Origin of the sequence: Streptomyces sp. NPDC090088, assembly GCF_044747345.1 — a bacterium.
Taxonomy (GTDB): Bacteria; Actinomycetota; Actinomycetes; order Streptomycetales; family Streptomycetaceae; genus Streptomyces.
This window is the reverse complement of the sequence record NZ_JBIVDZ010000010.1, coordinates 386,956-407,799: the sequence shown is the minus strand read 5'-3', so window position 1 is coordinate 407,799 and position 20,844 is coordinate 386,956. Positions and strand designations below refer to the sequence as shown.

At 72.0% G+C, this 20,844-nt stretch carries 22 protein-coding genes; 10 read left to right on the top strand and 12 right to left on the bottom strand.

The features are described 5' to 3' along the window. Positions 1 to 2 precede the first annotated feature (2 nt). The 5 genes from ACIPSJ_RS41495 to ACIPSJ_RS41475 all read right to left on the bottom strand — a co-directional run bounded on the left by ACIPSJ_RS41495 (position 3) and on the right by ACIPSJ_RS41475 (position 4,349). Positions 3 to 563, bottom strand: a complete 561-nt coding sequence (locus tag ACIPSJ_RS41495; protein ID WP_401353736.1) for a hypothetical protein — start codon at positions 561 to 563, stop codon at positions 3 to 5. A gap of 120 nt (positions 564 to 683) precedes the next feature. Then, complete coding sequence (locus ACIPSJ_RS41490; RefSeq protein ID WP_401353734.1) at positions 684 to 1,439, bottom strand: SDR family NAD(P)-dependent oxidoreductase; 756 nt, start codon at positions 1,437 to 1,439, stop codon at positions 684 to 686. Continuing rightward, entirely contained in the window at positions 1,439 to 1,951 is a 513-nt protein-coding gene (locus ACIPSJ_RS41485; protein WP_359226356.1) for a nuclear transport factor 2 family protein, read from the bottom strand. Before ACIPSJ_RS41485 ends, ACIPSJ_RS41490 begins: the two co-directional genes overlap by 1 nt. Further along, positions 1,948 to 3,126: an acyl-CoA dehydrogenase family protein gene (locus ACIPSJ_RS41480; protein WP_401353732.1), complete on the bottom strand. Its 1,179-nt coding sequence runs from the start codon at positions 3,124 to 3,126 to the stop codon at positions 1,948 to 1,950. Before ACIPSJ_RS41480 ends, ACIPSJ_RS41485 begins: the two co-directional genes overlap by 4 nt. 104 nt (positions 3,127 to 3,230) lie before the next feature. Further along, positions 3,231 to 4,349, bottom strand: coding sequence for an acyl-CoA dehydrogenase family protein (locus ACIPSJ_RS41475; protein ID WP_401353730.1), 1,119 nt, complete (start codon positions 4,347 to 4,349; stop codon positions 3,231 to 3,233). A 69-nt stretch (positions 4,350 to 4,418) separates the two neighbouring features. Here ACIPSJ_RS41475 and ACIPSJ_RS41470 point away from each other — a divergent pair, with 69 nt between their 5' ends. Both ACIPSJ_RS41470 and ACIPSJ_RS41465 read left to right on the top strand, forming a co-directional pair. Further along, positions 4,419 to 5,240 (top strand): enoyl-CoA hydratase/isomerase family protein, encoded by an 822-nt coding sequence (locus ACIPSJ_RS41470; protein WP_401353728.1) that lies wholly within the window; start codon positions 4,419 to 4,421, stop codon positions 5,238 to 5,240. Between the two features lie 71 nt (positions 5,241 to 5,311). After that, positions 5,312 to 5,818: a MaoC family dehydratase gene (locus tag ACIPSJ_RS41465; RefSeq protein WP_401353726.1), complete on the top strand. Its 507-nt coding sequence runs from the start codon at positions 5,312 to 5,314 to the stop codon at positions 5,816 to 5,818. On the opposite strand, the gene ACIPSJ_RS41460 is transcribed toward ACIPSJ_RS41465, so the two are convergent. Further along, a complete protein-coding gene (locus ACIPSJ_RS41460) occupies positions 5,806 to 7,221 on the bottom strand; it encodes a family 1 glycosylhydrolase (protein WP_401353724.1) in 1,416 nt (471 codons plus the stop codon). The genes ACIPSJ_RS41465 and ACIPSJ_RS41460 overlap by 13 nt on opposite strands. Positions 7,222 to 7,466: 245 nt before the next feature. Further along, entirely contained in the window at positions 7,467 to 8,333 is an 867-nt protein-coding gene (locus tag ACIPSJ_RS41455; protein WP_401353722.1) for a crotonase/enoyl-CoA hydratase family protein, read from the bottom strand. Positions 8,334 to 8,428: 95 nt separating this feature from the next. Between ACIPSJ_RS41455 and ACIPSJ_RS41450 the strand changes: the two genes are divergently transcribed. From ACIPSJ_RS41450 to ACIPSJ_RS41440, 3 genes are read left to right on the top strand one after another with little or no spacing between them, the layout of a single operon-like run. Further along, positions 8,429 to 9,205, top strand: coding sequence for an enoyl-CoA hydratase/isomerase family protein (locus ACIPSJ_RS41450; RefSeq protein ID WP_401353720.1), 777 nt, complete (start codon positions 8,429 to 8,431; stop codon positions 9,203 to 9,205). 21 nt (positions 9,206 to 9,226) lie between these two features. Next, the gene (locus tag ACIPSJ_RS41445; protein WP_401353718.1) at positions 9,227 to 10,366 is read left to right on the top strand and encodes an acyl-CoA dehydrogenase family protein; all 1,140 of its coding nucleotides are present in this window, start codon (positions 9,227 to 9,229) and stop codon (positions 10,364 to 10,366) included. After that, positions 10,363 to 11,385 (top strand): LLM class F420-dependent oxidoreductase, encoded by a 1,023-nt coding sequence (locus tag ACIPSJ_RS41440; RefSeq protein WP_401353716.1) that lies wholly within the window; start codon positions 10,363 to 10,365, stop codon positions 11,383 to 11,385. The genes ACIPSJ_RS41445 and ACIPSJ_RS41440 overlap by 4 nt, the downstream gene beginning before the upstream one ends. Before the next feature lie 17 nt (positions 11,386 to 11,402). Here ACIPSJ_RS41440 and ACIPSJ_RS41435 read toward each other — a convergent pair whose 3' ends face one another. The 5 genes from ACIPSJ_RS41435 to ACIPSJ_RS41415 all read right to left on the bottom strand — a co-directional run bounded on the left by ACIPSJ_RS41435 (position 11,403) and on the right by ACIPSJ_RS41415 (position 16,595). After that, positions 11,403 to 12,161 carry a FadR/GntR family transcriptional regulator gene (locus ACIPSJ_RS41435; RefSeq protein WP_401353714.1) on the bottom strand — a complete coding sequence of 253 codons (759 nt, stop codon included), beginning with the start codon at positions 12,159 to 12,161 and terminating at the stop codon, positions 11,403 to 11,405. Positions 12,162 to 12,169: 8 nt separating this feature from the next. After that, positions 12,170 to 12,574 carry a Zn-ribbon domain-containing OB-fold protein gene (locus tag ACIPSJ_RS41430; RefSeq protein WP_359226335.1) on the bottom strand — a complete coding sequence of 135 codons (405 nt, stop codon included), beginning with the start codon at positions 12,572 to 12,574 and terminating at the stop codon, positions 12,170 to 12,172. Beyond that, complete coding sequence (locus tag ACIPSJ_RS41425) at positions 12,571 to 13,728, bottom strand: thiolase family protein (protein WP_401353712.1); 1,158 nt, start codon at positions 13,726 to 13,728, stop codon at positions 12,571 to 12,573. Before ACIPSJ_RS41425 ends, ACIPSJ_RS41430 begins: the two co-directional genes overlap by 4 nt. Continuing rightward, a complete protein-coding gene (locus tag ACIPSJ_RS41420) occupies positions 13,725 to 15,290 on the bottom strand; it encodes an AMP-binding protein (RefSeq protein WP_401353710.1) in 1,566 nt (521 codons plus the stop codon). Before ACIPSJ_RS41420 ends, ACIPSJ_RS41425 begins: the two co-directional genes overlap by 4 nt. A gap of 162 nt (positions 15,291 to 15,452) precedes the next feature. Then, positions 15,453 to 16,595, bottom strand: a complete 1,143-nt coding sequence (locus ACIPSJ_RS41415) for an acyl-CoA dehydrogenase family protein (RefSeq protein WP_401353708.1) — start codon at positions 16,593 to 16,595, stop codon at positions 15,453 to 15,455. An 86-nt stretch (positions 16,596 to 16,681) separates the two neighbouring features. Here ACIPSJ_RS41415 and ACIPSJ_RS41410 point away from each other — a divergent pair, with 86 nt between their 5' ends. The 5 genes from ACIPSJ_RS41410 to ACIPSJ_RS41390 are packed head-to-tail and all read left to right on the top strand — an operon-like array spanning position 16,682 to position 20,840. Then, positions 16,682 to 17,437: a glucose 1-dehydrogenase gene (locus ACIPSJ_RS41410; protein ID WP_401353706.1), complete on the top strand. Its 756-nt coding sequence runs from the start codon at positions 16,682 to 16,684 to the stop codon at positions 17,435 to 17,437. Between the two features lies 1 nt (position 17,438). After that, positions 17,439 to 18,218: an enoyl-CoA hydratase/isomerase family protein gene (locus ACIPSJ_RS41405; protein ID WP_401353704.1), complete on the top strand. Its 780-nt coding sequence runs from the start codon at positions 17,439 to 17,441 to the stop codon at positions 18,216 to 18,218. A gap of 19 nt (positions 18,219 to 18,237) precedes the next feature. Continuing rightward, positions 18,238 to 19,404, top strand: coding sequence for a CaiB/BaiF CoA transferase family protein (locus ACIPSJ_RS41400; protein ID WP_401353702.1), 1,167 nt, complete (start codon positions 18,238 to 18,240; stop codon positions 19,402 to 19,404). A gap of 3 nt (positions 19,405 to 19,407) precedes the next feature. Continuing rightward, a complete protein-coding gene (locus ACIPSJ_RS41395; RefSeq protein ID WP_401353700.1) occupies positions 19,408 to 20,319 on the top strand; it encodes an SDR family NAD(P)-dependent oxidoreductase in 912 nt (303 codons plus the stop codon). Next, on the top strand, positions 20,316 to 20,840 hold the full coding sequence (locus tag ACIPSJ_RS41390) for a DoxX family protein (RefSeq protein ID WP_401353698.1): 525 nt from the start codon (positions 20,316 to 20,318) through the stop codon (positions 20,838 to 20,840). Before ACIPSJ_RS41395 ends, ACIPSJ_RS41390 begins: the two co-directional genes overlap by 4 nt. Positions 20,841 to 20,844: the final 4 nt, after the last annotated feature.

Genomic DNA, 20,844 nt, shown 5'->3' with positions numbered 1-20,844 from the left:
GTTCAGTCGTTCATCTCCCAGATCCCGAAGGGCAGTTCGTCCCCGAACCGCCATAACCTGCTGTCCGGTCCGGTCAGCATCTGCTCCAGGTCGGGGATCCAGTCGCGCAGCGCCTGATGCGTCGACGGGCGCCACGCCCACAGGAAGTCGATCATGTCGTCGGTGACCATCTCCAGCTTCTGGTCGTCACCGCCGCCCCCGCGGAAGCGGTTCATGAAGCGTTCCTGGGCCGCCGCGTCGCCCGTCTGCTGGAACCACACGACGGCGTTCATCGTCAGCATCTGGCTCACGTACTCGACCAGTGCGAGCAGGTTCTGCGGTGTCGGCTCCTTCCCCACCGCGAACAGCACCCCGTGGTAGAAGTCGGGGAACAGCGGAGGGATGTCGCGGCCCACGGTCCCGCGCGGCGCGACGGCGGGCTCGAACTCCTCTTCGTCGATGTCCGGGTAGTAGTGTCCCGCGGTCTGCCCATGGGGCCCTGGTGCCGACGACATCATCTTGCGTACGACGGTCACCAGGAGCCACACCAGTCCGATGACAACGAGCAGCACAAGGAAATCCATCGCCTGTCCCCCTGACGCGACGAATACGGTTCACTCACTATGAGGCACTACGTCCCCCTGACGTACACCACTTCGACGTAATTGCCCCCGCTCCCGGGAATCCCACGAGGACAGCCGCCCTCACCCGAGCAGCGTCCGGCCACCCTCCAGCATCAGGGTCGCCCCGGTCAGATAGGCCATGTCGTCGCTGACCAGTGCGGCCACCGCTCGGCCGATGTCCTGTTCCGGGTCGCCCATGCGCCCCAGCGGGATGCCGGCCAGTACGCGTTCGGCCTTGTCCGGGTGGGTGGCGAGGAAGTCCTCCGCCGCCGGGCTCAGGGCGGCCGGGCAGACGACGTTCACCCGGATCCCGTAGGGGCCCCACTCCCGTGCGGCCACCCGGCTCAGCCCTCTGATCGCCTCCTTGGCCATCGCGTAGGCGGCGAAGGTCGCCTCGCCCTGCACGGCGGCCGAGGAGCCGAGGTTCACCACGCTGCCCCGGCTGGCCTTGAGGTGGGGCAGCGCGGCCCGCATGGCGTGGAAGGTGGCCAACGGGCCGCTGCGGTAGGTCAGTTGCAGGTCGTCGCAAGAGGTCTCGGCGAGGGGGCGTTGTACGGAACTCTGCGCGTTGTTGACGAGCACGTGCAGGCCGCCGAACTCCCGTACCGTCTCGGCGATCATGTACTCGACGTCGTCGCGCACGCCTACGTCCCCGACCACGGTGCGGACCCGCCCGCCGCGCTCGGCGATCTCCCGGGCGGTGTCCTTCAGGGTGGTCTCGGTGCGACCGCTGATCACCACCGCCGCGCCCTCCGCGGCCAGTGCCAGCGCGATGCCCCGGCCGACCCCCTGCCCGCCGCCGGTGACCAGCGCGGTCCTGCCTGCCAGCCGTGCCATCACGTCTCCTTCCAGAAGGCCGCCCAGGAGGGGAAGGCCGTCGGCAGGGCCGGACGTCCGGCACCCTGCCAGCCTTCGAAGCCGACCGCCTGCGGGCGTTCGGTCACGTCCGCCGCGTACCAGTGCTGTTCGCGGCGCCGGGAGAAGTACCATTCGCCGTCCACGCGCGCGTAGTCGTCGAGGTAGCGGATGGCCATGACGATCCACCGCTCCCCCACCTCGTGCTCGGCCCGGCAGTACACGGACCCGGTGGCGGTGTCCCGGCCGGTGAACTCGACGCGGTGGCCGCAGATCTGGTGGACCGAGCGGTGGAAGCCCCGGACCAGCGGCTCGATGTACGACCGCAGGGCGTCCCGTCCCCGCCCGTGGCGGCCCATGTCGACGTCGGGGCGGAAGCAGCCCACCCAGGCGTCGAGATCGCGTCCGTCCACGGCGAGGGCGTAGCGGACGGGGAGTTGCTGGATCGCGAGCTGGGACTCGATACGGTCGAGGCGGTCGTCCGGGGTGCTCATGGGCGTGGTTCCTTCGGCAGACCGAGCACCTGTTCGCCGATGATGTTCCGCTGGATCTCGCTCGATCCGCCGTAGATCGTCTCCGCGAGGGAGAGCAGGAAGGAGCGCTGGCGCGCGTCCAGGCCGTAGTCCGCGCCGACGATCTGGCCCGCCGGTCCGGCCAGCTCCATGGCCAGGTGGCCGAGTTCCTGGTGGCGGGTGGAGGCGTAGAGCTTGGCGGTGGTGGCCTGGGCGCCCGGGGTGCGGCCCGCGACGAGTTCGGCGACGGTGCGCAGGTTGGTGGTGCGCATGATGCGGACCGAGATCCACGCGTCCGCGATGCGGCGGCGCAGCATGGGGTCGTCCAGTGCGCCCCGCTCCCGGGCCAGGCCGATCAGTGCCTCGGCCTCCCGCTCGAAGGTGAGCTGCTGGGGCAGCAGGGTGGCGCCGCGCTCGATGCCGAGCGTGGCCATGGCGGTGCGCCAGCCCTGGCCGACCTCGCCGACGACCATGTCCGCGCCGGTGCGCGCACCGGACAGGAACACCTCGGCGAACTCCTCCTGCCCGGCCAGGTTGCGGATGGGCCGGATCTCCACGCCCGGCTGGTCGGCCGGGACGAGCAGCATGGTCAGGCCCTTGTGGCGGCGGGAGTCCGGGTCGGTGCGGGTGAGGACGTAGAGCCAGTCGGCGTGCACGCCGAAGGACGTCCACACCTTCTGCCCGTCGACCACCCACTCCTCGCCGTCGCGCTCGGCCCGGGTGCGCACGGACGCCAGGTCGGAACCCGCGCCGGGTTCGCTGAAGCCCTGGCCCCACAGCTCCTCCACCGCGAGGATCGGCGGCAGGAAGCGCTTCTTCTGGTCCTCGGTGCCGGCCTGGAGCAGCATCGGGCCGAGCAGGTCGAGGGCGTTGCCGGTGGCCCGGTAGGGGGCGTCGGCGCGCGCGTACTCGTACTCGAAGACGATCTCCTCAAGGAGGCCGAGCCCCCGGCCGCCGTACTCCCGCGGCCAGCCGACGCCCAGCCAGTTGCCGGCGGACAGCTCACGGTCCCAGGCGAGCCGGACCTCCCAGGCCGCGCCGTCCACGGGGCCGCCCACGCCCCGGTGTGCGGCGAACTCCCCCACGAGGTGGTCCGCCAGCCAGTCCCGCAGTTCGTCGCGGAAGTCGCGCACGGCGGGCCCGAAGTCCATCTCCATGCCAGCTCCTTTGCAGGTGATCGGATGCCAGTGATCAGGTGCCGACCATCAGATGCCTGCGATCGGGGCCCAGTGATCGAATGCCGGTGGTCGGATGCCGCTGCTCAGATGCCGAGGCGGGTGGCGAGCAGTTCCCGGTGGTAGGACGGTGGGCCGAGCAGCGTCTCGGAGCTCTTGGCCCGCTTGAAGTAGAGGTGGGCGGGGTGTTCCCAGGTGAAGCCGATGCCGCCGTGGATCTGGATCGCGTCGCCGGCGACCCGGGTGAACGCCTCCGAACAGAAGGTCTGGGCCAGGGCCGCCGAGACGGCGGTCCCGGTCTCGTCCCCGGCCTCCAGCGCCCACAGTCCGGCGTAGCAGGCCGAACGGGCCGACTCGATCTCCACGAGCATGTCGGCGCACTTGTGCTTGATCCCCTGGAAGGTTCCGATGGGTCGCCCGTACTGCTCGCGGATCTTCGCGTAGGCCACGGCCGAGTCCAGCGCGGCGGCGGCTCCCCCGACCTGTTCGGCGGCCAGCAGTACGGAGGCGGTGGCGAGGGTGCGCTCCAGGACCGGCCACGCGGTGCCCTCGGTGCCGAGCAGCCGGGCGGGGGTGCCGGCGAACTCCACGCGGGCCTGTTTTCGGGTCTCGTCGAGGGTGGCGAGGGGGGTGCGGGTCAGGCCCGGCGCGCCCGCGTCGACGGCGAAGAGGCTGATGCCGCCGGGGGTGCGGGCGGCGACCAGCAGCAGGTCGGCGACGTGGCCGTCGGGGACGTAGGTCTTCGTCCCGGTCAGCCGCCAGCCGGTGGCCGTCTCCTGGGCGGTGAGGCGGATGCCGGGCGCGTCCCAGCGGCCGGTGTCCTCGGTGAGCGCCAGGGTGGCCACGGTGTCGCCGGTGGCGATGCCGGGCAGCAGGTCGCGCCGGGCCCGCTCGTCGGGGCAGCGCAGGAGTGCCTCTGCGGCGAGGGCGACGGTGGCGTACAGGGGTGCGCAGAGCAGCGCGCGGCCCGCTTCCTCGAAGACGACGCCGAGGTCGACGTAGCCGAAGCCGGAGCCGCCGTACTCCTCGGGGACGGCGAGGCCCTGCACGCCGAGTTCGCCGGCCAGCCGCCGCCAGACGGCCGGGTCGTGGCCGCGCGGGTCGGCAGCCAGTCGGCGCACGGCAGCCTCGTCGGAGTGCCTGGCCAGGAACGAGCGGACGACCGTGCGCAGTTCGTTCTGTTCGTCGCTGAAGGTGAGATCCATGCTTGTCGCGCACCTCTCGATACAGTTAGATAATTATAGTATCCGCACTGATTACACCAGGAGGGTGACGTGACCGATCCCTACGCGCCGTTCACGGCTCTGACCTTCGAGCGGCCCGCGCCCGGCGTGCTGCGCGTCGTACTCGACGCTCCGCCGGTGAACGCCGTGGACCCGCGGATGCACGGTGAACTGGCCGATGTCTGGCGGGTGATCGACCGCGACGAGCAGACCCGCGCGGTGCTGGTCCAGGGGGCCGGCCGGGCCTTCTCGGCCGGCGGGACCTTCGACTCCATCGAGGCGATGACCGAGGACTACGGGGTGCGGGCCCGGGTGATGCGCGAGGCCCGGGACATGGTGTACGGGGTGATCAACTGCTCCAAGCCGGTGGTCTCCGCGATCCATGGTCCGGCCGTCGGCGCGGGTCTGGTCGTCGGCATGCTGGCGGACGTCTCCGTCGCCGCCCGCAACGCGAAGATCGTCGACGGGCACACCCGCCTCGGGGTCGCGGCCGGGGACCACGCCGCGATCTGCTGGCCGCTGCTGTGCGGGATGGCCAAGGCCAAGTACTACCTGCTGACCTGCGAGACGCTCACCGGCGAGGAGGCCGAGCGGATCGGCCTGGTCTCGAAGTGCGTGGCCGACGAGGACGTGCACACCGAGGGCCTGCGGGTGGCGACCGCCCTGGCCGCCGGTCCGGCCGGTGCCATCAGCTGGACCAAGCGGTCCCTCAACCACTGGTACCGCACGGCTCAGCCGATCTTCGAGGCCTCCCTCGGCCTGGAGTTCTTCGGGTTCGGCGGGCACGAGGTGGTCGAGGGTCTGGCCGCCCACCGCGAGAAGCGCACGCCGGACTTCGAGGGCGTGGCCGCCAAGCACCCGCTCGATCTGTGACCCCGCCCGCCGCCCCGCGTATCGCCTATCGCTATCGCTATCGCCTATCGCGCATGGAGAGGAATCCCGGTATGACACCGCAACGCGCTGAAGTCGCGCCCCTGGTCCGTGGGCTGACGTACGAGGAGATGCCCGTGGGGCAGGTCTTCCGGACCGCCCGGCGCACCGTGACCGAGACCGACCTGGTCAACTTCGTCACCTGGGGCGGCTTCACCGAGCCGCTGTTCTGGGACGCCTCGCACGCCGCGGACGGCGGCTACACCGGGCGCCTCGTCCCCGGCGCGCTCACGTACTGTCTCGCCGAGGGACTGGTGCTGCAGACGAACGTGCTGCACGGCACGGGGCTGGCCTTCCTGCACATGGAGTTGGACGTGCTGGGCCCGGTGTACGTCGGCGACACGCTGTACGCCGTCGTGGAGACCACCGCCTGCCGCCCGTCCGCCAAGCCCGGCCGGGGCGTGGTGACCAGCCGCGTCACCGTCCGCAACCAGCGCGACGAGGAGGTGCTCGTCTACACGCCGGTGCGGCTGATCCGCGGCAAGGACTACGAGGCCTACTACGGGGCTCAGAGCGGCTGAGGCCGGGAGGGGGCCGGCACCAGGGTCAGCCCGGGTGTCCGGCCGGTTTCGGGGACCTGGTGCGCGCCGCCGCCTCCGAAGGCTTCGCCGTGCACCCAGTCGGACGGCATCTCGGGGCACGGGGGCCGCTCGTGGTCCGGGACCGCCATCGCGTACAGGCGGGTGTAGCGGAACTTGGCCTCCACGTTGTCCAGCACCGACCAGTACTCGTAGCCACACACGTCCACGCCCTGGGCGACGACTCCGGCGAGCCAGGTCAGCCGGGCGCGGAGCAGGGCGCGGCGGCGGGCGTCGTCGGCGTGGCCGGTCTCGTCGACCAGGTCGAGGTCGCCCATGCCGTTGTCGACGACCGCCAGCGGTGGCAGCAGGTCGCCGTAGAGGTCGTGGAGTCCGGCGACGGCGTCGGCGAGGCCCTCGGGGAGGATGGGCCAGCCGTACGCGGTCGTCTCGACGTCGTCGAAGGGGATGACCGCGAAACCGAGGCCCATCAGCAGGCTGTTCACCTCGTTCAGGGGGCCCAGGCACTTTCCGGCGGGCAGGGCGCGCGGCAGGTTCTCCGGAGCGGTGACGCGGAACGGCGTGTGCCAGGACAGGCCGAGGACGTCCTGCGCGGTGGCGATGGTCTCCAGGTCGCCGGGGTGGACGCAGCCGGTGGCCTCGACGGGGGCGATGTCGTCCTCGGTCACCATGTGCTCGCCGAGCAGCAGCGGGTCGAGGAAGAGACGGTTGGCCCAGTTCTCCAGCCGGGCCAGGGCGATCCGGTCGAAGGGGTCGTCGGTGGCCGCGTAGCCGCCGGCGAGGGTGACCGTCGTGCCGATCCTGCCGTGTGCGCCGGCCGCGCGCAGCGCCTGCGTCGCCAGTCCGCTGCCGAGCAGAAGGTGGTGCACGGAGCGCAGTCCCGCCCGGCCGATGGCGCGGTTCGGCGGGTACAGTCCGGCCACGTGGTCGGCGAGCGTAGGGCTCGCGAGGTCGGTGGAGGTGATCCAGCCGTCCACCCGGTCGCCGAAGCGGCGCCCCATCTCGGCGGCGTAGGCGGCGAAGTGCTGGGCGGTGTCCCTGGCGAGCCAGCCGCCGGCCTCCTCCAGCCAGGGTGGCAGTGTCAGGTGCAGCAGGGTGAGACGGGGCCGCAGGCCTCGCGCGAGCAGGCTGTCGAGGGCCCGGTCGCAGCGGTCCAGGGCGTCCCGGTCCCAGGTGCCGGGGCCGTCGGGCTGGAGCAGCGGCCAGCCGGCGACCACCCGGTGGGTGCCCGGGGCGGAGGCGACCAGTTGGTGGATGTCGTCGGTCCACCGCCCGAAGTGCCCGCCCCGTTCCGGCTCGGGCGGCGGCGGGGCCGCGAGGATGTCGGCGGTGGCGACGCCCCAGTCGACACCGCGCAAGGACTCGTGCAGCAGACCACCGCTCATCGTGACCGTCCAAGCGATGAATGGTTTAACGCATTCAGCTGAATGCCCGCCGTCCGGACGCTAACACCTCGGGCGGGGCACGACAATGTTTCGGCCGGATTTCATCTTGCCGCGAGAAGGGCGGCGGCCCGTCCAGGACCAGGTCACCTGGGCTCCCAGCGGGCCCCGCTCGAACGCCGGGTCACGCCGCCCTCCTTCGAAGCGCGTTCCGCGCACGCGCGGCCCGGCCGCCGCCCTACTCGGATCTACTCTCCGAGCGGACGGAACTCCTCGTCCCGCCACCACGGATAGACGGGTGGCAGATCCGTGCTCACCCGGCCCGGGAACCGCGGCGGGCGCTTGGCGAGGAAGGACTCCACACCCTCCCTCGGGTCGGGGCCGCCGCCGATCTGGCTCATGATCCGCGAGTCGAGCCGGTGGGCGGCCATCGGCTGCGGTTCGCCGAGCATCCGCCACATCATCTGCCGGGACAGCGCGACCGAGACCGGCGCGGTGTTCTCGGCGATCTCCCGCGCCAGCGCGTATGCCGCGGGCAGCAGCTCCTCGGGCGGGTGCACCGAGCGGACCAAGCCGGCCGCCAGCGCCTCGTCGGGCCCGAAGAGCCGCCCGGTGGCCACCCACTCCATGGCCCGCTGCATGCCCACCGCACGCGGCAGGAACCAGCTCGCCGCGGATTCCGGCACGATGCCGCGCCGGGCGAAGACGAAGCCGAACTTCGCCGTCGTCGAGGCCAGCCGGATGTCCATGGGCAGGGTCATGCTGGCCCCGACCCCGGCCGCCGGCCCGTTGACCGCCGCGATCACCGGCTTGGTGCTGGCGAAGATCCGCAGCGCCACCCGGCCCCCGCTGTCCCGGTGCCGGGCACCGGCCTTGCGGTGGTCGAAGGAGGAGCCGCCGGTACTGACGTCGGCACCCGCGCAGAATCCCCGGCCGGCGCCGGTCACGACGATCACGCGGACGTCGTCGTCGGCGTCGGCCGCGTCGAGGACGTCGAGGAGGTCCTGCATCATCCGCGGGTCGAAGGCATTGAGCTTCTCGGGCCGGTCGAGGGTGACGGTGAGGATCCGGTCCGCCACCTCGGCCCGTACGGTCTCGTACCGCTGCTGCGCCATGCGCGTCCTCCGCCACCCGTCGACCGGTTCTCATTGAGCTTAATTAGTTATAGCATTCAACTCTACTTACTCGTTAGTGATCTGCGGCGGTGGAGATGACGGAGCTGACCGATCTGCTGGTGACGGCCGTCGGGCCGGTCCGGCTGGTGGAGTTGAACCGGCCCGGGCAGCTGAACGCCATGAGCGAGGAACTGCACACCGGGCTCGCCGGTCTGTGGGACGACCTGGCGGCCGACCCGGAGGCGCGGGCCGTCGTGGTCACCGGGCGCGGGCGGGCCTTCAGCGCCGGGGGCAACTTCGAGATCATGACCCGGGTCCAGCGCGACGCCGCCTTCCGGGAGCAGCAGGTCGAGGAGGCACGCCGGATCATCACCGGCATGCTCCGCTGCCCGCTGCCGGTGATCGCGGCCGTCAACGGCCCCGCCGTGGGCCTCGGTTGCAGCCTGGCCCTGCTCAGCGACCTGGTATTGGTCGCCGACGACGCCTACCTCGCCGACCCGCACGTCCAGGTGGGGCTGGTGGCGGGTGACGGCGGCGCGTTCGTGCTGCCGTCGCTGGTCGGCGCGGTCCGGGCGAAGGAGCTGCTGTTCCTCGGCGAGCGGGTGAGCGCTGAAGACGCGGTCCGCCTCGGCATCGCCAACCGTGCCGTGCCGAAGGACAAGCTCCGGGACGAGGCCATGGACCTGGCCGGACGGCTGGCCGCGCTGCCCGCGCAGGCGCTGCGTGAGACCAAGCGGGCGGTGAACCGGCACCTGGAGCAGGCGCTGGACACCGTGATGGAGCCTGCCCTGCTCGCGGAACGGGACTCCATGCACGCGCCGGACCACATCGCCGCCGTCGAGCGGATCATCGCCGCGCGCGGCCGTCGCTGAACCGGAGAGGAGGACACGGTCATGGACTTCGCGTTCAGCGCGGAGCAGGAGGAACTGCGCCGCACCGTACGGGCGTTTCTCGCGGACACCTCGCCCGAGTCCGAGGTACGACGCCTCATGGAGACACCCGAGGGCTTCGACCGGGACCTGTGGCGCCGGATGGGCGGCGAACTCGGACTGCAGGGGCTGGCCGTCCCCGAGGAGTACGGCGGCGCCGGCTGCGGTCCCGTCGAAGTGGGCGCCGCACTGGAGGAGATGGGCCGCGCCCTGCTCTGCGCCCCGTACCTGTCCTCGACCGTACTGGCCACCACCACGCTGCTGCGCTCGGCCGACGAGGAGGCCCGCAAGCGCCTGCTGCCGGGCCTGGCCTCCGGCGAACTGGTCGCGACGCTGGCCCTGACCGAGGACTCCGCCCGCTGGGACGCGGCCGGGGTCGCGCTCACCGCCCGCGAGAGTGCGGGAAGTTGGCGGCTGACCGGGCACAAGACGTTCGTACTCGACGGAGCCACCGCCGACATCGTGCTCACCGTGGCCCGGACCGCCGACGACGGCATCGGGGTGTTCGTGGTGGACGGCGACGCGGCCGGGCTCACCCGGGAAGCGCTGCCCACGATGGACCCGACCCGCCGCCAGGCACGCCTGGACTACCACGAGGTACCGGCCGAGCGGCTGCGCACTCGCGGCGACGGCTGGGACCTGGTCGCCGAGGTGCTCGACCGGGCCGCGGTGGCACTGGCCGCCGAGCAGGTCGGAGTGGCCTCCCGCGCCCTCGACATGGCGGTGGAGTACGCCAAGGTGCGGCACCAGTTCGGGCGGCCGATCGGCTCCTTCCAGGCCGTGAAGCACCTGCTGGCCGACGTGCTCCTGGAGGTGGAGTCGGCGCGTGCCGCCGCGCACTTCGCGCTGCTCGCGGCCGAACAGGAGGACCCGCGGCTGCCGGCCGTGGCAAGCCTCGCCAAGGCCTTCTGCTCGGATGCCTGCCTCCAGGCGACGGGCCAGAACATCCAGGTGCACGGCGGTATCGGCTTCACCTGGGAACACCCCGCCCACCTGTATCTCAAGCGGGCGAAGACATCACAGCTGCTGTTCGGCGACCCCGCGTACCACCGCGAACTGCTGGCACAGCGCATCGGCATGGACGCGGTCGAAGGAGCGGCATGAAGGTCGACGGCAAGCTCAACGTGTGGAGCACCGCGGAAGTGGTCGAGGAGGCCCGGCACCACGAGAAGACCGGCTACGACGGCCTGTGGGCGTCCGAGTCCAAGCACGACCCCTTCCTGCCCCTGCTGCTGGCCGCCGAGCACACCGGCCGGCTGGAGGTCGGCACGGCCATCGCGGTCGCGTTCGCCCGCTCACCCATGCAACTCGCCTACACCGCGCACGACTTGCAGAGCTACTCCGGCGGCCGTTTCGTCCTCGGCCTCGGCAGTCAGATCAAGCCGCACATCGAGCGCCGGTTCGCCATGCCGTGGAGCCGGCCGGCGGCCCGGATGCGGGAGTACGTGAGCGCGCTGCGCGCCATCTGGGCCGCCTGGAACGAGGACGAACGGCTCGACTTCCGGGGCGACTTCTACACGCACACGCTGATGTCCCCGTTCTTCTCTCCCCCGCCCGCCGTAGGCGGTGCGCCGAAGGTGTTCGTGGCCGCCGTCGGCGAGGCGATGACCCGGGTGGCGGGCGAGGTGGCGGACGGACTGCTCGCGCACGGTTTCACCACGGAGCGCTACCTGCGCGAGGTCACCCTCCCCACCGTCGAGGCGGGTCTCGCGAAGTCGGGCCGTAACCGCGCCGACTTCGCCCTCTCCCACCTGTTGCTGACCGCCACCGGCCGGACGGAGGAGGAGATGGCCCGCGCGGTGGCGGGCACCCGGCAGCAGATCGCCTTCTACGGCAGCACCCCCGCCTACCGCGGTGTCCTGGAACTGCACGGCTGGGGCGAACTCGGCGACGAACTGCACGCGTTGTCGACGTCCCGGCGCGAGGACAAGTGGGAGGCGATGACCGCTCTCGTCGACGACGAGGTCCTCGACACCTTCGCCGTGGTGGCGGAGCCGGACCGGGTGGCGGGCGAGATCCGCGGGCGGTACGGGGCCCTGGTCGACCGGGTGTCCTTCTACACCGCCTACGAGATAGACGCCGAGGTGTGGGAACCGATCGTGCGGGAGCTGCGCACCGCTTGACGAGGCCGTGGAGCCGGTCAGCCGAGCAGGTCCAGGACCGTCGTCATGGACCTGCTCTGCAGCAGGTAGTCCTCGGCCTCCTGGAGGTGGATCCGCCACAGGTCCTCCGCGGCCTCGGACCGGTGGGCGGCCACCAGGTCGACGAGCGCGACATGGGCACGGAAGCCGCGGCGGTTGGCGCGGACGTTCTCCGGGCTGCCGGCGTCGAGGTCGACATGGGACCAGTTGGCCTGGTCGATGATGTGCCGGACCATGCCGTTGAGCACGCCGAGGGTCTGGTTGCCGGCGAGTTCGACGACGAGGGCGTGGAACTCCATGTGGGCGCGGATGAAGGCCGAGGGGTCGTCCATGAGCCCCTCGGCCTCGGCGACGGCCGCCCGCAGCCGTGCCAGGTCCTCGTCCGTGCGCCGCTCGGCGAGCAGGCCGGCGCACGGCGCCTCGATCACCGTACGGGCGTCGTAGACGTCCTTGAGGGTCGTGCCCCGGTATTCGAGGACCACCCCGGCGTACCGGGCCGCCACCGTGCCCTCCGGGATCTGGACCCGCGCCCCGCCCCGGGCGCCCCTGCGCACGTTGATCAGGGACTCCGACTCCAGCACCCGGAACGCCTCGCGCAGCGTCGGCCGGGACACGGCGAACTGCTCCATGAGGGCGGTCTCGGACGGCAGCGACTCACCTTCGGCCAGCTCACCGCGGACGATCATCCGGCGCAGCCTGGCGGCCACCAGCTCGGCCATCTTGGGCACCCGTACCGGTGTGTGCGTCAACGTGCCCACCTCCGCCCTCAGTGAGTGTGCTCCGGCACGAAGTACGGCAGGGTGATGTCGTCCGTGAGCGGCCGGAAGTCCGCACGCACCCGCATGCCGATGACGACGGTCTCCGGGTCGCCGGCGTCAACGTGGGACAGCAGGGTGCCGCCCTCGTCCAGGTCGATCACGGCGAGCGCAAAGGGGGTGTCGAAGCCGGGGCCGGGCGCGCGGTGCACCACCGTCACGGAGTAGACCGTGCCCCGGCCTGCGCTCGGCGCGTACCGCCAGTCCCGGGACAGGCAGCCGGGGCACGCGGGTTCGGGGGTGAAGAAGCGCAGGCCGCAGGCCGGGCAGTGCGGGATCACCAGTTCGCCGCGCCGGGCGGCGGCCCAGAAGGGCTCGGACAGGGCGGTGGGCACGGGCACCGGGCGACCGGTCATCGCAGCCTCCCGAGGACGCTCATCTCGTAGTGCTGGGCGCCTGAACCGGCGTTGCCGACGACCGCGAGCTCGGCGCCGTCGACCTGGTGCACGGCGGTGCCGCGCAACTGCCGTACGGCCTCGACGACTTTGAGGGTCATCTGCTGGGTTCCGTTCCACGCGTACGCGAGGCAGCCACCGTCCGGGTTGACCGGGTGCTTGCCGCCGACGGCGAGGGCACCGGAGGCGGCCAGCGGGCCGCCCTCGCCCTCGCCACAGAGACCGAGGATCTCCAACTGGCGGATGATCTCGAACGAGTTGGGGTCGTAGAGGGAGAACACGTCCACGTCGTGCGGCCCAATGCCGGCCATCCCGTAGGCGCGGGTGGCCGCGTCCCGGCCGAGCTGTCCGACCTCGCGGTGCAGCGCGGGGTTGGCGTAGGCGGCCTGGTGGTACTCCATTCCGCCACCGAGGACGGCGACGGGTGGGCGCGGGAGGTCCCGAGCGCGTTCGGCGGTGGTGACCACGAGCGCGGCGCCGCCCTCCCCCACGATGCAGCAGTCGAGGAGGTGGAAGGGCGTGGCGACCATGCGGGAGGCGAGCACGTCGTCGGCGGTGTAGGGGCCGCGCCCGTACATCATCGCCTCAGGGTTGGTGGTGCCGTTGTTGCGGATGGTCGCGGCGACCTCGGCGAGCTGGCGGGAGGTGGTGCCGTACTCGTGCATGTGCCGGGCGGCCACCAGCGCGAACTGGGCGACGACATAGCTGCCCCAGACGTCCGCGAACTCCAGCGGCACCCCGGCGCCGACCGGGCCGGTCCCGCGCGAGACCAGTTTGCAGCCGCCGACCACGACGGTGTCGGCGTATCCGGCGCGGATCGCCGCCGCGGCCTTGAGCAGGCCGCGCGAACCGGCGTTGTCCAGCATCGAGTCACTGGTCCAGCGCAGGTCGCGGCCGAGGAGCCGGGCCCAGGAGCTGCCCTCGCCGGGTACGCCGCCGGGGCCGGGCCAGTCGACCTGGGCGCCGTCGACGTCGGCGGGGGTGAGCCCGGCGTCCGCGATCGCGCCGGTGACCGCTTCGAGGGCGAGGTCCATGGCGTCGCGGTGTGGCAGGGACAGCGCCTGTTCGGTGGCGTGGACGCCGACGACGACGGGCCGCCGGTCGGTCGCGGTCACCGTCCCGCGCCGAGCTGCTCGCCGCCGGGGTAGCCGCCTCCGCCGAAGCGCTCGTCAAGGGCGTCGTAGTCCTTGGCGTGGTCCTTGGTGCGCGGCAGCGTATCGACGAACTCCACCGTCTTGGGCTTCTTGTACGAGGCGATGCGCGCCCGGCAGTGCTCGATCAGGTCCTCGGGGGTGACCGGGTCCGCGTCCGGGTGGAGGACGACGACGGCCTTGACGTCCTGCGCCCAGCGCTCGTTGGGGACGCCGATGACGGCCGCCTCCCTGACCGCCGGGTGCGCCTCGACGCAGTTCTCCACCTCGGCCGGGAAGATGTTCTCGGCGGCGGACTTGAGCATCCGGGTCGTGGTGCCGAGGAAGCTGATCGTGCCGTCGGCCTCGCGGCGGCCCAGGTCGGTGGTGTGCCACCAGCCGAAGCGGAAGCGCTGTTCGTTGGTCTCGGGGCGGTTCCAGTACCCGAGGTGGACGAGGTCGCCGCGGACGCAGATCTCGCCGACCTCGCACTCCTGCCCGGCCGAGTCGAGGATGCGGACGGCGGTGAAGGGACCGGGGCGGCCCGCGTTGCCGAGTCCGCTGTCGCCGTACGCGCCGGTCACGGCGAAGCCGGTCACCTCGGTCTGCCCGTAGCCGCGGCCCTCGCCGCCGCCGTTGCGGGTGAAGCGGCTGGTGTCGGTGGGCACGGTGCCCTGCCACAGCGGGGCGGCGACGCTCGCCCGCAGGTGGGACAGGTCGTGGCCGGCCTCGCGGTTCAGCTCGACCAGCTGGGCGATGGTCGGGGGCATCAGGTAGGCGTGGGTGCACCGTTCAGCCGCCAGCAGCGGGAGCAGTTCCTCGGCGACCACGCGTCGCACGATGACGTTCTTGCCGCCGTGCACGAAGGCCGGGATGCCCCAGAACTGGTAGTTGCCGATGTGGAACATCGGGCCCGCGCCGAGGAAGGCGGTCTCCCGGCCGATGTCGCCCATCCAGGCGGCACTGACGCCCATGGCAAGGAGGTTGCGGTGCGAGAGCATCGAGCCGGACTGCCGTCCGCTGATCGCCGCGGTGTAGATGACCAGGAGCGCGGAGTCGGGGTCGACGTCGGCGGCCGCGTCCCCGGGCGCGCCGGAGGCGAGGAACGACTCGTAGGTGCTGGGTCCCTCGGCATCGTGCCGCAGCCACAACGCCCGGTGGCTGTCGCCGATTTCGGCCCGCGCCTTGCCGACTGTGTCGCCGATCTCCGCGTCCTGCCAGACGATGACCCGGGGGTCGAAGTCCTTGATGGCGAAGGCCATTTCCGGGGCGGCCCAGCGCCAGTAGCCGGGGCAGACCATGGCGCCGATCTTGGCGGCGGCGCCGAGCAGCTCCCAGATACGGAAGGAGTTCTGCCCCAGCCACAGGATCCGGTCGCCGGGTCCGACCCCGGCATCCGTCAGGGCGTGGGCGAGGCGGTTGGTGCGCTCGTCCAGCTGCGGCCAGGTGAGCCGGACTTCGCCGTCCACCAGGGCGACTTGGTCCGGGTAGGACCGCCGGTGCTCGCGGATGAGGTCGCCGAACGTCAGGCGGCGGGCGGAATCCATCTGAAATCGCTCCTGTGAGGTGTCGTCAGACTCGGGCCGTTCCGGGTGCGGTTGTACGTCGACCGTGACCACGGGTGCCTCCTCGCGCGCCTCGACCATCGACCTCCACGTGACTAAATAGCTAACCTATTCAGCGAAGACAGTCAATAAAGAAAGCCCCAATCACAGACCCAGCGAGCGACCCACGATCTCCTGCATGATCTCCGAAGTGCCGCCGAACACCCGCTGCACCCGGCTGTCCCGCCAGATGCGGGCGATCTCGTACTCGTTGACGTAGCCGTAGCCGCCGAACAGCTGCATGCAGCGGTCGATCACCTCCCAGCAGGTCTCCGTGGTCCAGTACTTGGCCGCGGCGGCCTCGTCGGCGGTCAACTGCCTCTGGACCAGCGCCATCGTGCAGCCGTCGACGTAGACCCGGGCGGCGGAGAGCCGGGCCCTGATGTCCGCGAGCGCGAACCGGTTGGCCTGGAACTGCCCGATCGGCCGGCCGAAGGCGGTGCGGTCCTTGGCGTACTCCAGCGTCACCTCGAAGGCACGCTCGGCCGAGGCCAGCGCGGAGACGGCGATGGCGAGCCGTTCGGTGGGGAGGTTGCCCATCATGTGGTAGAAACCGCGCCCCTCCTCCCCGATCAGGTTCTCGGCCGGGACCCGGACCCCGTGGAAGAAGAGTTCGGCGGTGTCCTGGGCCTTCATGCCGACCTTGTCCAGCTTGCGGCCCCGCTCGAAGCCCTCCGCGCCGCGCTCGACGACGATCAGGCTGATGCCCTTGTGCCCGGCGGCCGGGTCGGTCTTGCAGGCGACGACGACCAGGTCGGCCAGGATGCCGTTGGTGATGAAGGTCTTGGAGCCGTCGATCACCCACTCGTCGCCGTCCCGGCGGGCGGTGGTGCGGATGCCCTTGAGGTCGGATCCGGCGGCCGGTTCGGAGAGGGCGAGCGCGCAGATGGTCTCGCCGCTGGTCACGCCGGGGAGCCAGCGGGCCTTCTGCTCACGGGTGGTCAGCCGCGTCAGGTACGGCGGGATGACGTCGTTCTGCAGCCCGAGCCCGATGCCGACCGAGCCGGTGGCCGCCATCTCCTCGGCCATGATGGCGTTGTAGCGGAAGTCCCGGATCCCCTGCCCGCCGTACTCCTCCGGGAACTCCCAGCCGACGAGCCCGGCCTTGCCCGCGGCGGTCCAGGCGGCCCGGCTCACCTGTCCGTCCCGCTCCCACTGTTCGGCGTACGGGGCGCATTCCCGCAGGTAGTAGGAGCGGGCCAGGTCCCGGAACTGGCCGTGCTCCTCGGTGAAGATCTCTCGGCGCATCCTCGGCTCCCCACTCAGGCATCTCGCTTATTCAGCTGAAGTAGTTATACGATAGCGCTGATTCCGATCCAGGCCAGGGAGGGCGCGTGAGCGTACGGGAGAAGGTGGCGCTCGTCACCGGGGCGGGCCGCGGCATCGGCGAGGCGATCGCCGACGCGCTGGCCGCGCACGGAGCCGCGGTCGCCGTCTGCGACGTGGACGCGGAGGCCGCCGCCGAGGTCGCCGCCTCCCTCGCCGAACGGCACGGCGTCCGCACCGCGGGAGTCGGCGCGGACATCTCCGACAGCGCGGCCGTGCGGACGGCCGTCGAGCAGGTGACCGCCACGCTCGGGCCGGTGGACGTGCTGGTCAACAACGCGGCCGTCGACGTCATCGGCCGCTTCGTCGACAGCGACGAGGAGACCTGGGACCGGATCATCGCCGTCAACCTGCGCGGCACGATCACGGTGACCCGGGCCGTCCTCGACCCGATGATCGAGCGCGGCGGCGGCCGGATCGTCCACATCGCCTCGGACGCAGGCCGGGTCGGCTCCTCCGGCGAGGTGGTGTACTCCGCGACCAAGGGCGGCGTGATCGCCTTCGGCAAGGCCCTCGCCCGCGAGGTCGCCCGGCACGGCATCACCGTCAACTGCGTCTGCCCCGGCCCCACCGACACCGCGCTGCTCGGCCAGGTCGCCGAGTACAGCCGGAAGATGTACGACGCCACCGTGCGGGCGATCCCACTGCGCCGGGTCGCCCGGCCGGACGAGATCGCCGGTGTGGTCGCCTTCCTCGCCTCCGACGACGCCGCCTACATGACCGGGCAGACGCTCTCGGTCAGCGGTGGCCTGACGATGGTGTGAGGTGAGCGACGTGCTGCGCGTCGAAGTACGCGACCGGGTGGCCGTGTTCACCCTGGACCGGCCGGAACGGCTCAACGCCGTCGGCACCGAGACCGTCGGGCTGCTGCGGGACGCGCTGGCCCGGGTGCGCGAGGACGACGACGTACGCGCCCTGGTGCTGACCGGTGCGGGCCGGGCCTTCTCGGCCGGTGCCGACCTGGGCGAGATCGAGTCGTTCACCACTCCCTGGCAGTTCCGGGCCTTCGTGGGGCGGCTGACGGAGACGTACGCGCTGCTGGCTGACTTCCCCAAGCCGTCGGTGGCGGCGATCCACGGGTTCGCGTTCGGCGGCGGTCTGGAACTCGCGCTCGCCTGCGACCTGCGGGTGGCGGAGCGCGGGACCCGCCTGGGGCTGCCGGAGATGAAGCTCGGCGTGCTGCCGGGCGCGGGCGGCACCCAGCGGCTGCCGCGGCTGCTGCCGCCCGCGATCGCCAAGCAGATGATCCTCACCGGCGAGCCCCTCGACGCCGAACGGGCCCACGCACTCGGCCTGCTCAACGAGCTGACCGAGCCGGGCGGGGCGCTCAAGGCCGCCGAGGCGCTGGCGGCCCGGCTCGCCGCCGGAGCCCCTCTCGCACTCGCCGCAGGGAAGCGTCTGATCGACCGCGGCCTCGGCATGGACCTGACGGCGGCCGTCGCCTACGAGCGGGAGACCGTCTCGGTGCTGTTCGCCACCGAGGACCGCGCCGAGGGGCTACGGGCCTTCCGCGACCGGCGTCCCGGGGAGTTCCGCGGTGTCTGACCGACCAGGGAGGTGGGCCGTGCGGCCACTGGAGGGCTTTTCCGTCGTCGAGCTCGGCATGTGGGTGGCCGCTCCGGCAGCCGCCACCATGCTGGCGGACTGGGGCGCGGACGTGATCAAGGTGGAGGCGCCGGCCGGTGACCCCAACCGGTACACGCTGCGCCATGTCGGCCAGGACATCGACAGCGCTCCCCCGTTCGAGACGGACAACCGGGGCAAGCGCAGCGTGGTACTCGACCTCAGGTCCGAGGACGGCAAGGCCGCCCTTGAGCAACTGCTCGCCCGCGCCGACGTGTTCGTCACCAACCTCCGCCCGGGCGCCCTGGAGCGGCTCGGTCTCGGCCCCGACGGGATCCGCACCCGCCACCCCCGTCTCGTCGTCGGCACGCTGACGGGGTACGGCTGGACCGGCGCCGAGCGCGACCGGGCCGGGTACGACGTCTCCGCCTTCTGGGCCCGGCCCGGCATCGCCGCCATGCTCAATCCGGCCGGCGAGCCCCCGCCCGGCATCCGCCCCGGCCTCGGCGACCGCACCGCCGCCGCCAACCTGGTGGCCGGTGTCCTGGCCGCGCTGCTGCGCCGGGCACGCACCGGCGAGGGCGGCGTGGTGGACGTGTCGCTGCTGCGCTCCGGGGCGTACGCCAACGGCAACGACCTGGCCCTGCAGAACTTCTTCGGCAAGCGCGGCCGGACCCGGCCCCGCACCGAGCACGAGTCCCCGCTCTACAACTGCTACCGGACCGCCGACGGCCGCTGGTTCTGGCTGGTCGGCCTGGAGGGCAACCGGCACTGGCCCGGGGTGGTCAAGGCGCTCGGCCGGGAGGACCTGGCCCAGGACGAGCGGTTCGCCACCGGCAAGGCCCGGCGCGGCCACGTACGTGAGCTGATCGCCGTCTTCGACGAGGAGTTCGCGCGGCGGCCCCTGGCGGAGTGGGCGGAGCGGTTCGACGCCGAAGAGGTGTGGTGGGCGCCCGTGCAGACCCTCGCCGAGGTGGCGGCCGACCCGCAGGCCGAGGCGGTCGGGGCGTTCGTGGAGCAGCCCGGCATGGGTGACGCGCCGCCGCTGCGGACCGTGGCCACGCCGGTCGCCTTCTGGGGCGTGGACGACAAACCGCGCGCCGGCGCACCGGCGCTGGGCGAGCACACCGACGAAGTACTCGACGAGCTGGGCGGAACAGGGAGGTAGGGCGTGGGCATCCTGGACGACAAGGTCGCCATCGTGACCGGCGGGGGCCGGGGTCTTGGCCGGGCGCACTGTCTGGCGCTCGCCGAGGCCGGGGCCACCGTGGTGGTCAACGACCTCGGCTCCGGCATCCACGGCGAGCGGACCGGCGACTCCCCCGCCGACGAGGTCGCCGCCGAGATCACCAAGCTCGGCGGCCGGGCGGTCGCCAACCATGCCTCGGTCACCGACTGGGGGGCGACCGAGGCCATGGTGGCGGACACCGTCGCCGAGTTCGGGCGGCTGGACGTCGTCGTGAACAACGCCGGGATCGTGCGCGACCGCATGCTGTTCTCGATGAGCGAGGCCGAGTTCGACGCGGTGATCGCCGTGCACCTGAAGGGTACGTTCGCACTGACCCGGCACGCCTGCGCGTACTGGCGGGAGGCCGCCAAGCGGCGCGAGCCGGTCGCCGGCCGCATCATCAACACCACTTCCGGCACGGGCCTGTTCGGCAACCAGGGCCAGTCCAACTACGGCGCCGCGAAGGCGGGCATCGCCGGGCTCACGATCCTCACCGCGCTGGAGATGCGCCGCTACGGCGTCACCGCGAACGCCATCTCGCCCATCGCGGCCACCCGGATGACGGAAGGCCTGGAGGTCGGCACCGACCTCCGGGCCACCGACGGCTTCGACCCGCGCGACCCGGCCAACGCCTCCGGTGTCGTCGTCTATCTGGCCTCCGACGCCGCGTCCTGGCTGACCGGGCAGGTGCTGCGCATCGAGGGCAACCGGCTCAACCGGCTGGAGGGCTGGACGGTCTCCGGCGTGTACCCGAGCCGTTCCGGCGAGGCTCTCACTCCCGAGGAACTCATCGACGCCGTACCGCGGTTGTACGGCGCGGCGCCCGCCGGCCGGGCCACCGGAGCCGGTCAGTGAAGGCTCAGGACGCCGCTGCCCTGGCCCTGCGCGCGACTCTCGGCCCGATGCTCGTCGCCCACGGCTGGAACAAGGTCGCCGGTCCGGGCGGGCTGAAGGGCACGACGGGCTGGTTCGAGGCGCTGGGGCTATGGCCCGCCGCCCTGCACGCCCGGATGGCGGCGGGCACGGAGCTGGCCGCGGGGGTGGGCATCACGCTGGGCGTGGCCAACCCGCTCCCCGCCGCGGCGGCCGTCGGCCTGATGACCGTGGCGGCCCGCACCGACCACCGCGGCAAGGGCTTCTTCGTCTTCAAGGGCGGCTGGGAGTACGTGGGCGTGGTGGGCGGCGCGGCCGTGGCACTGGCCGCGCTCGGCAACGGCCGGTACTCCGTGGACGGCCTGACGGGACGTCAACGCTCGGGATCCGGATGCGCGTTGCTCGCCGCCGGACTGGGCGTGGCGAGCGCCGCCGCACTGCTCGCGGCCTGCTACCGACCCGAAGAGAAGCCGGACGAAAAGCCGCACGACACAGACAAGTAGCGAG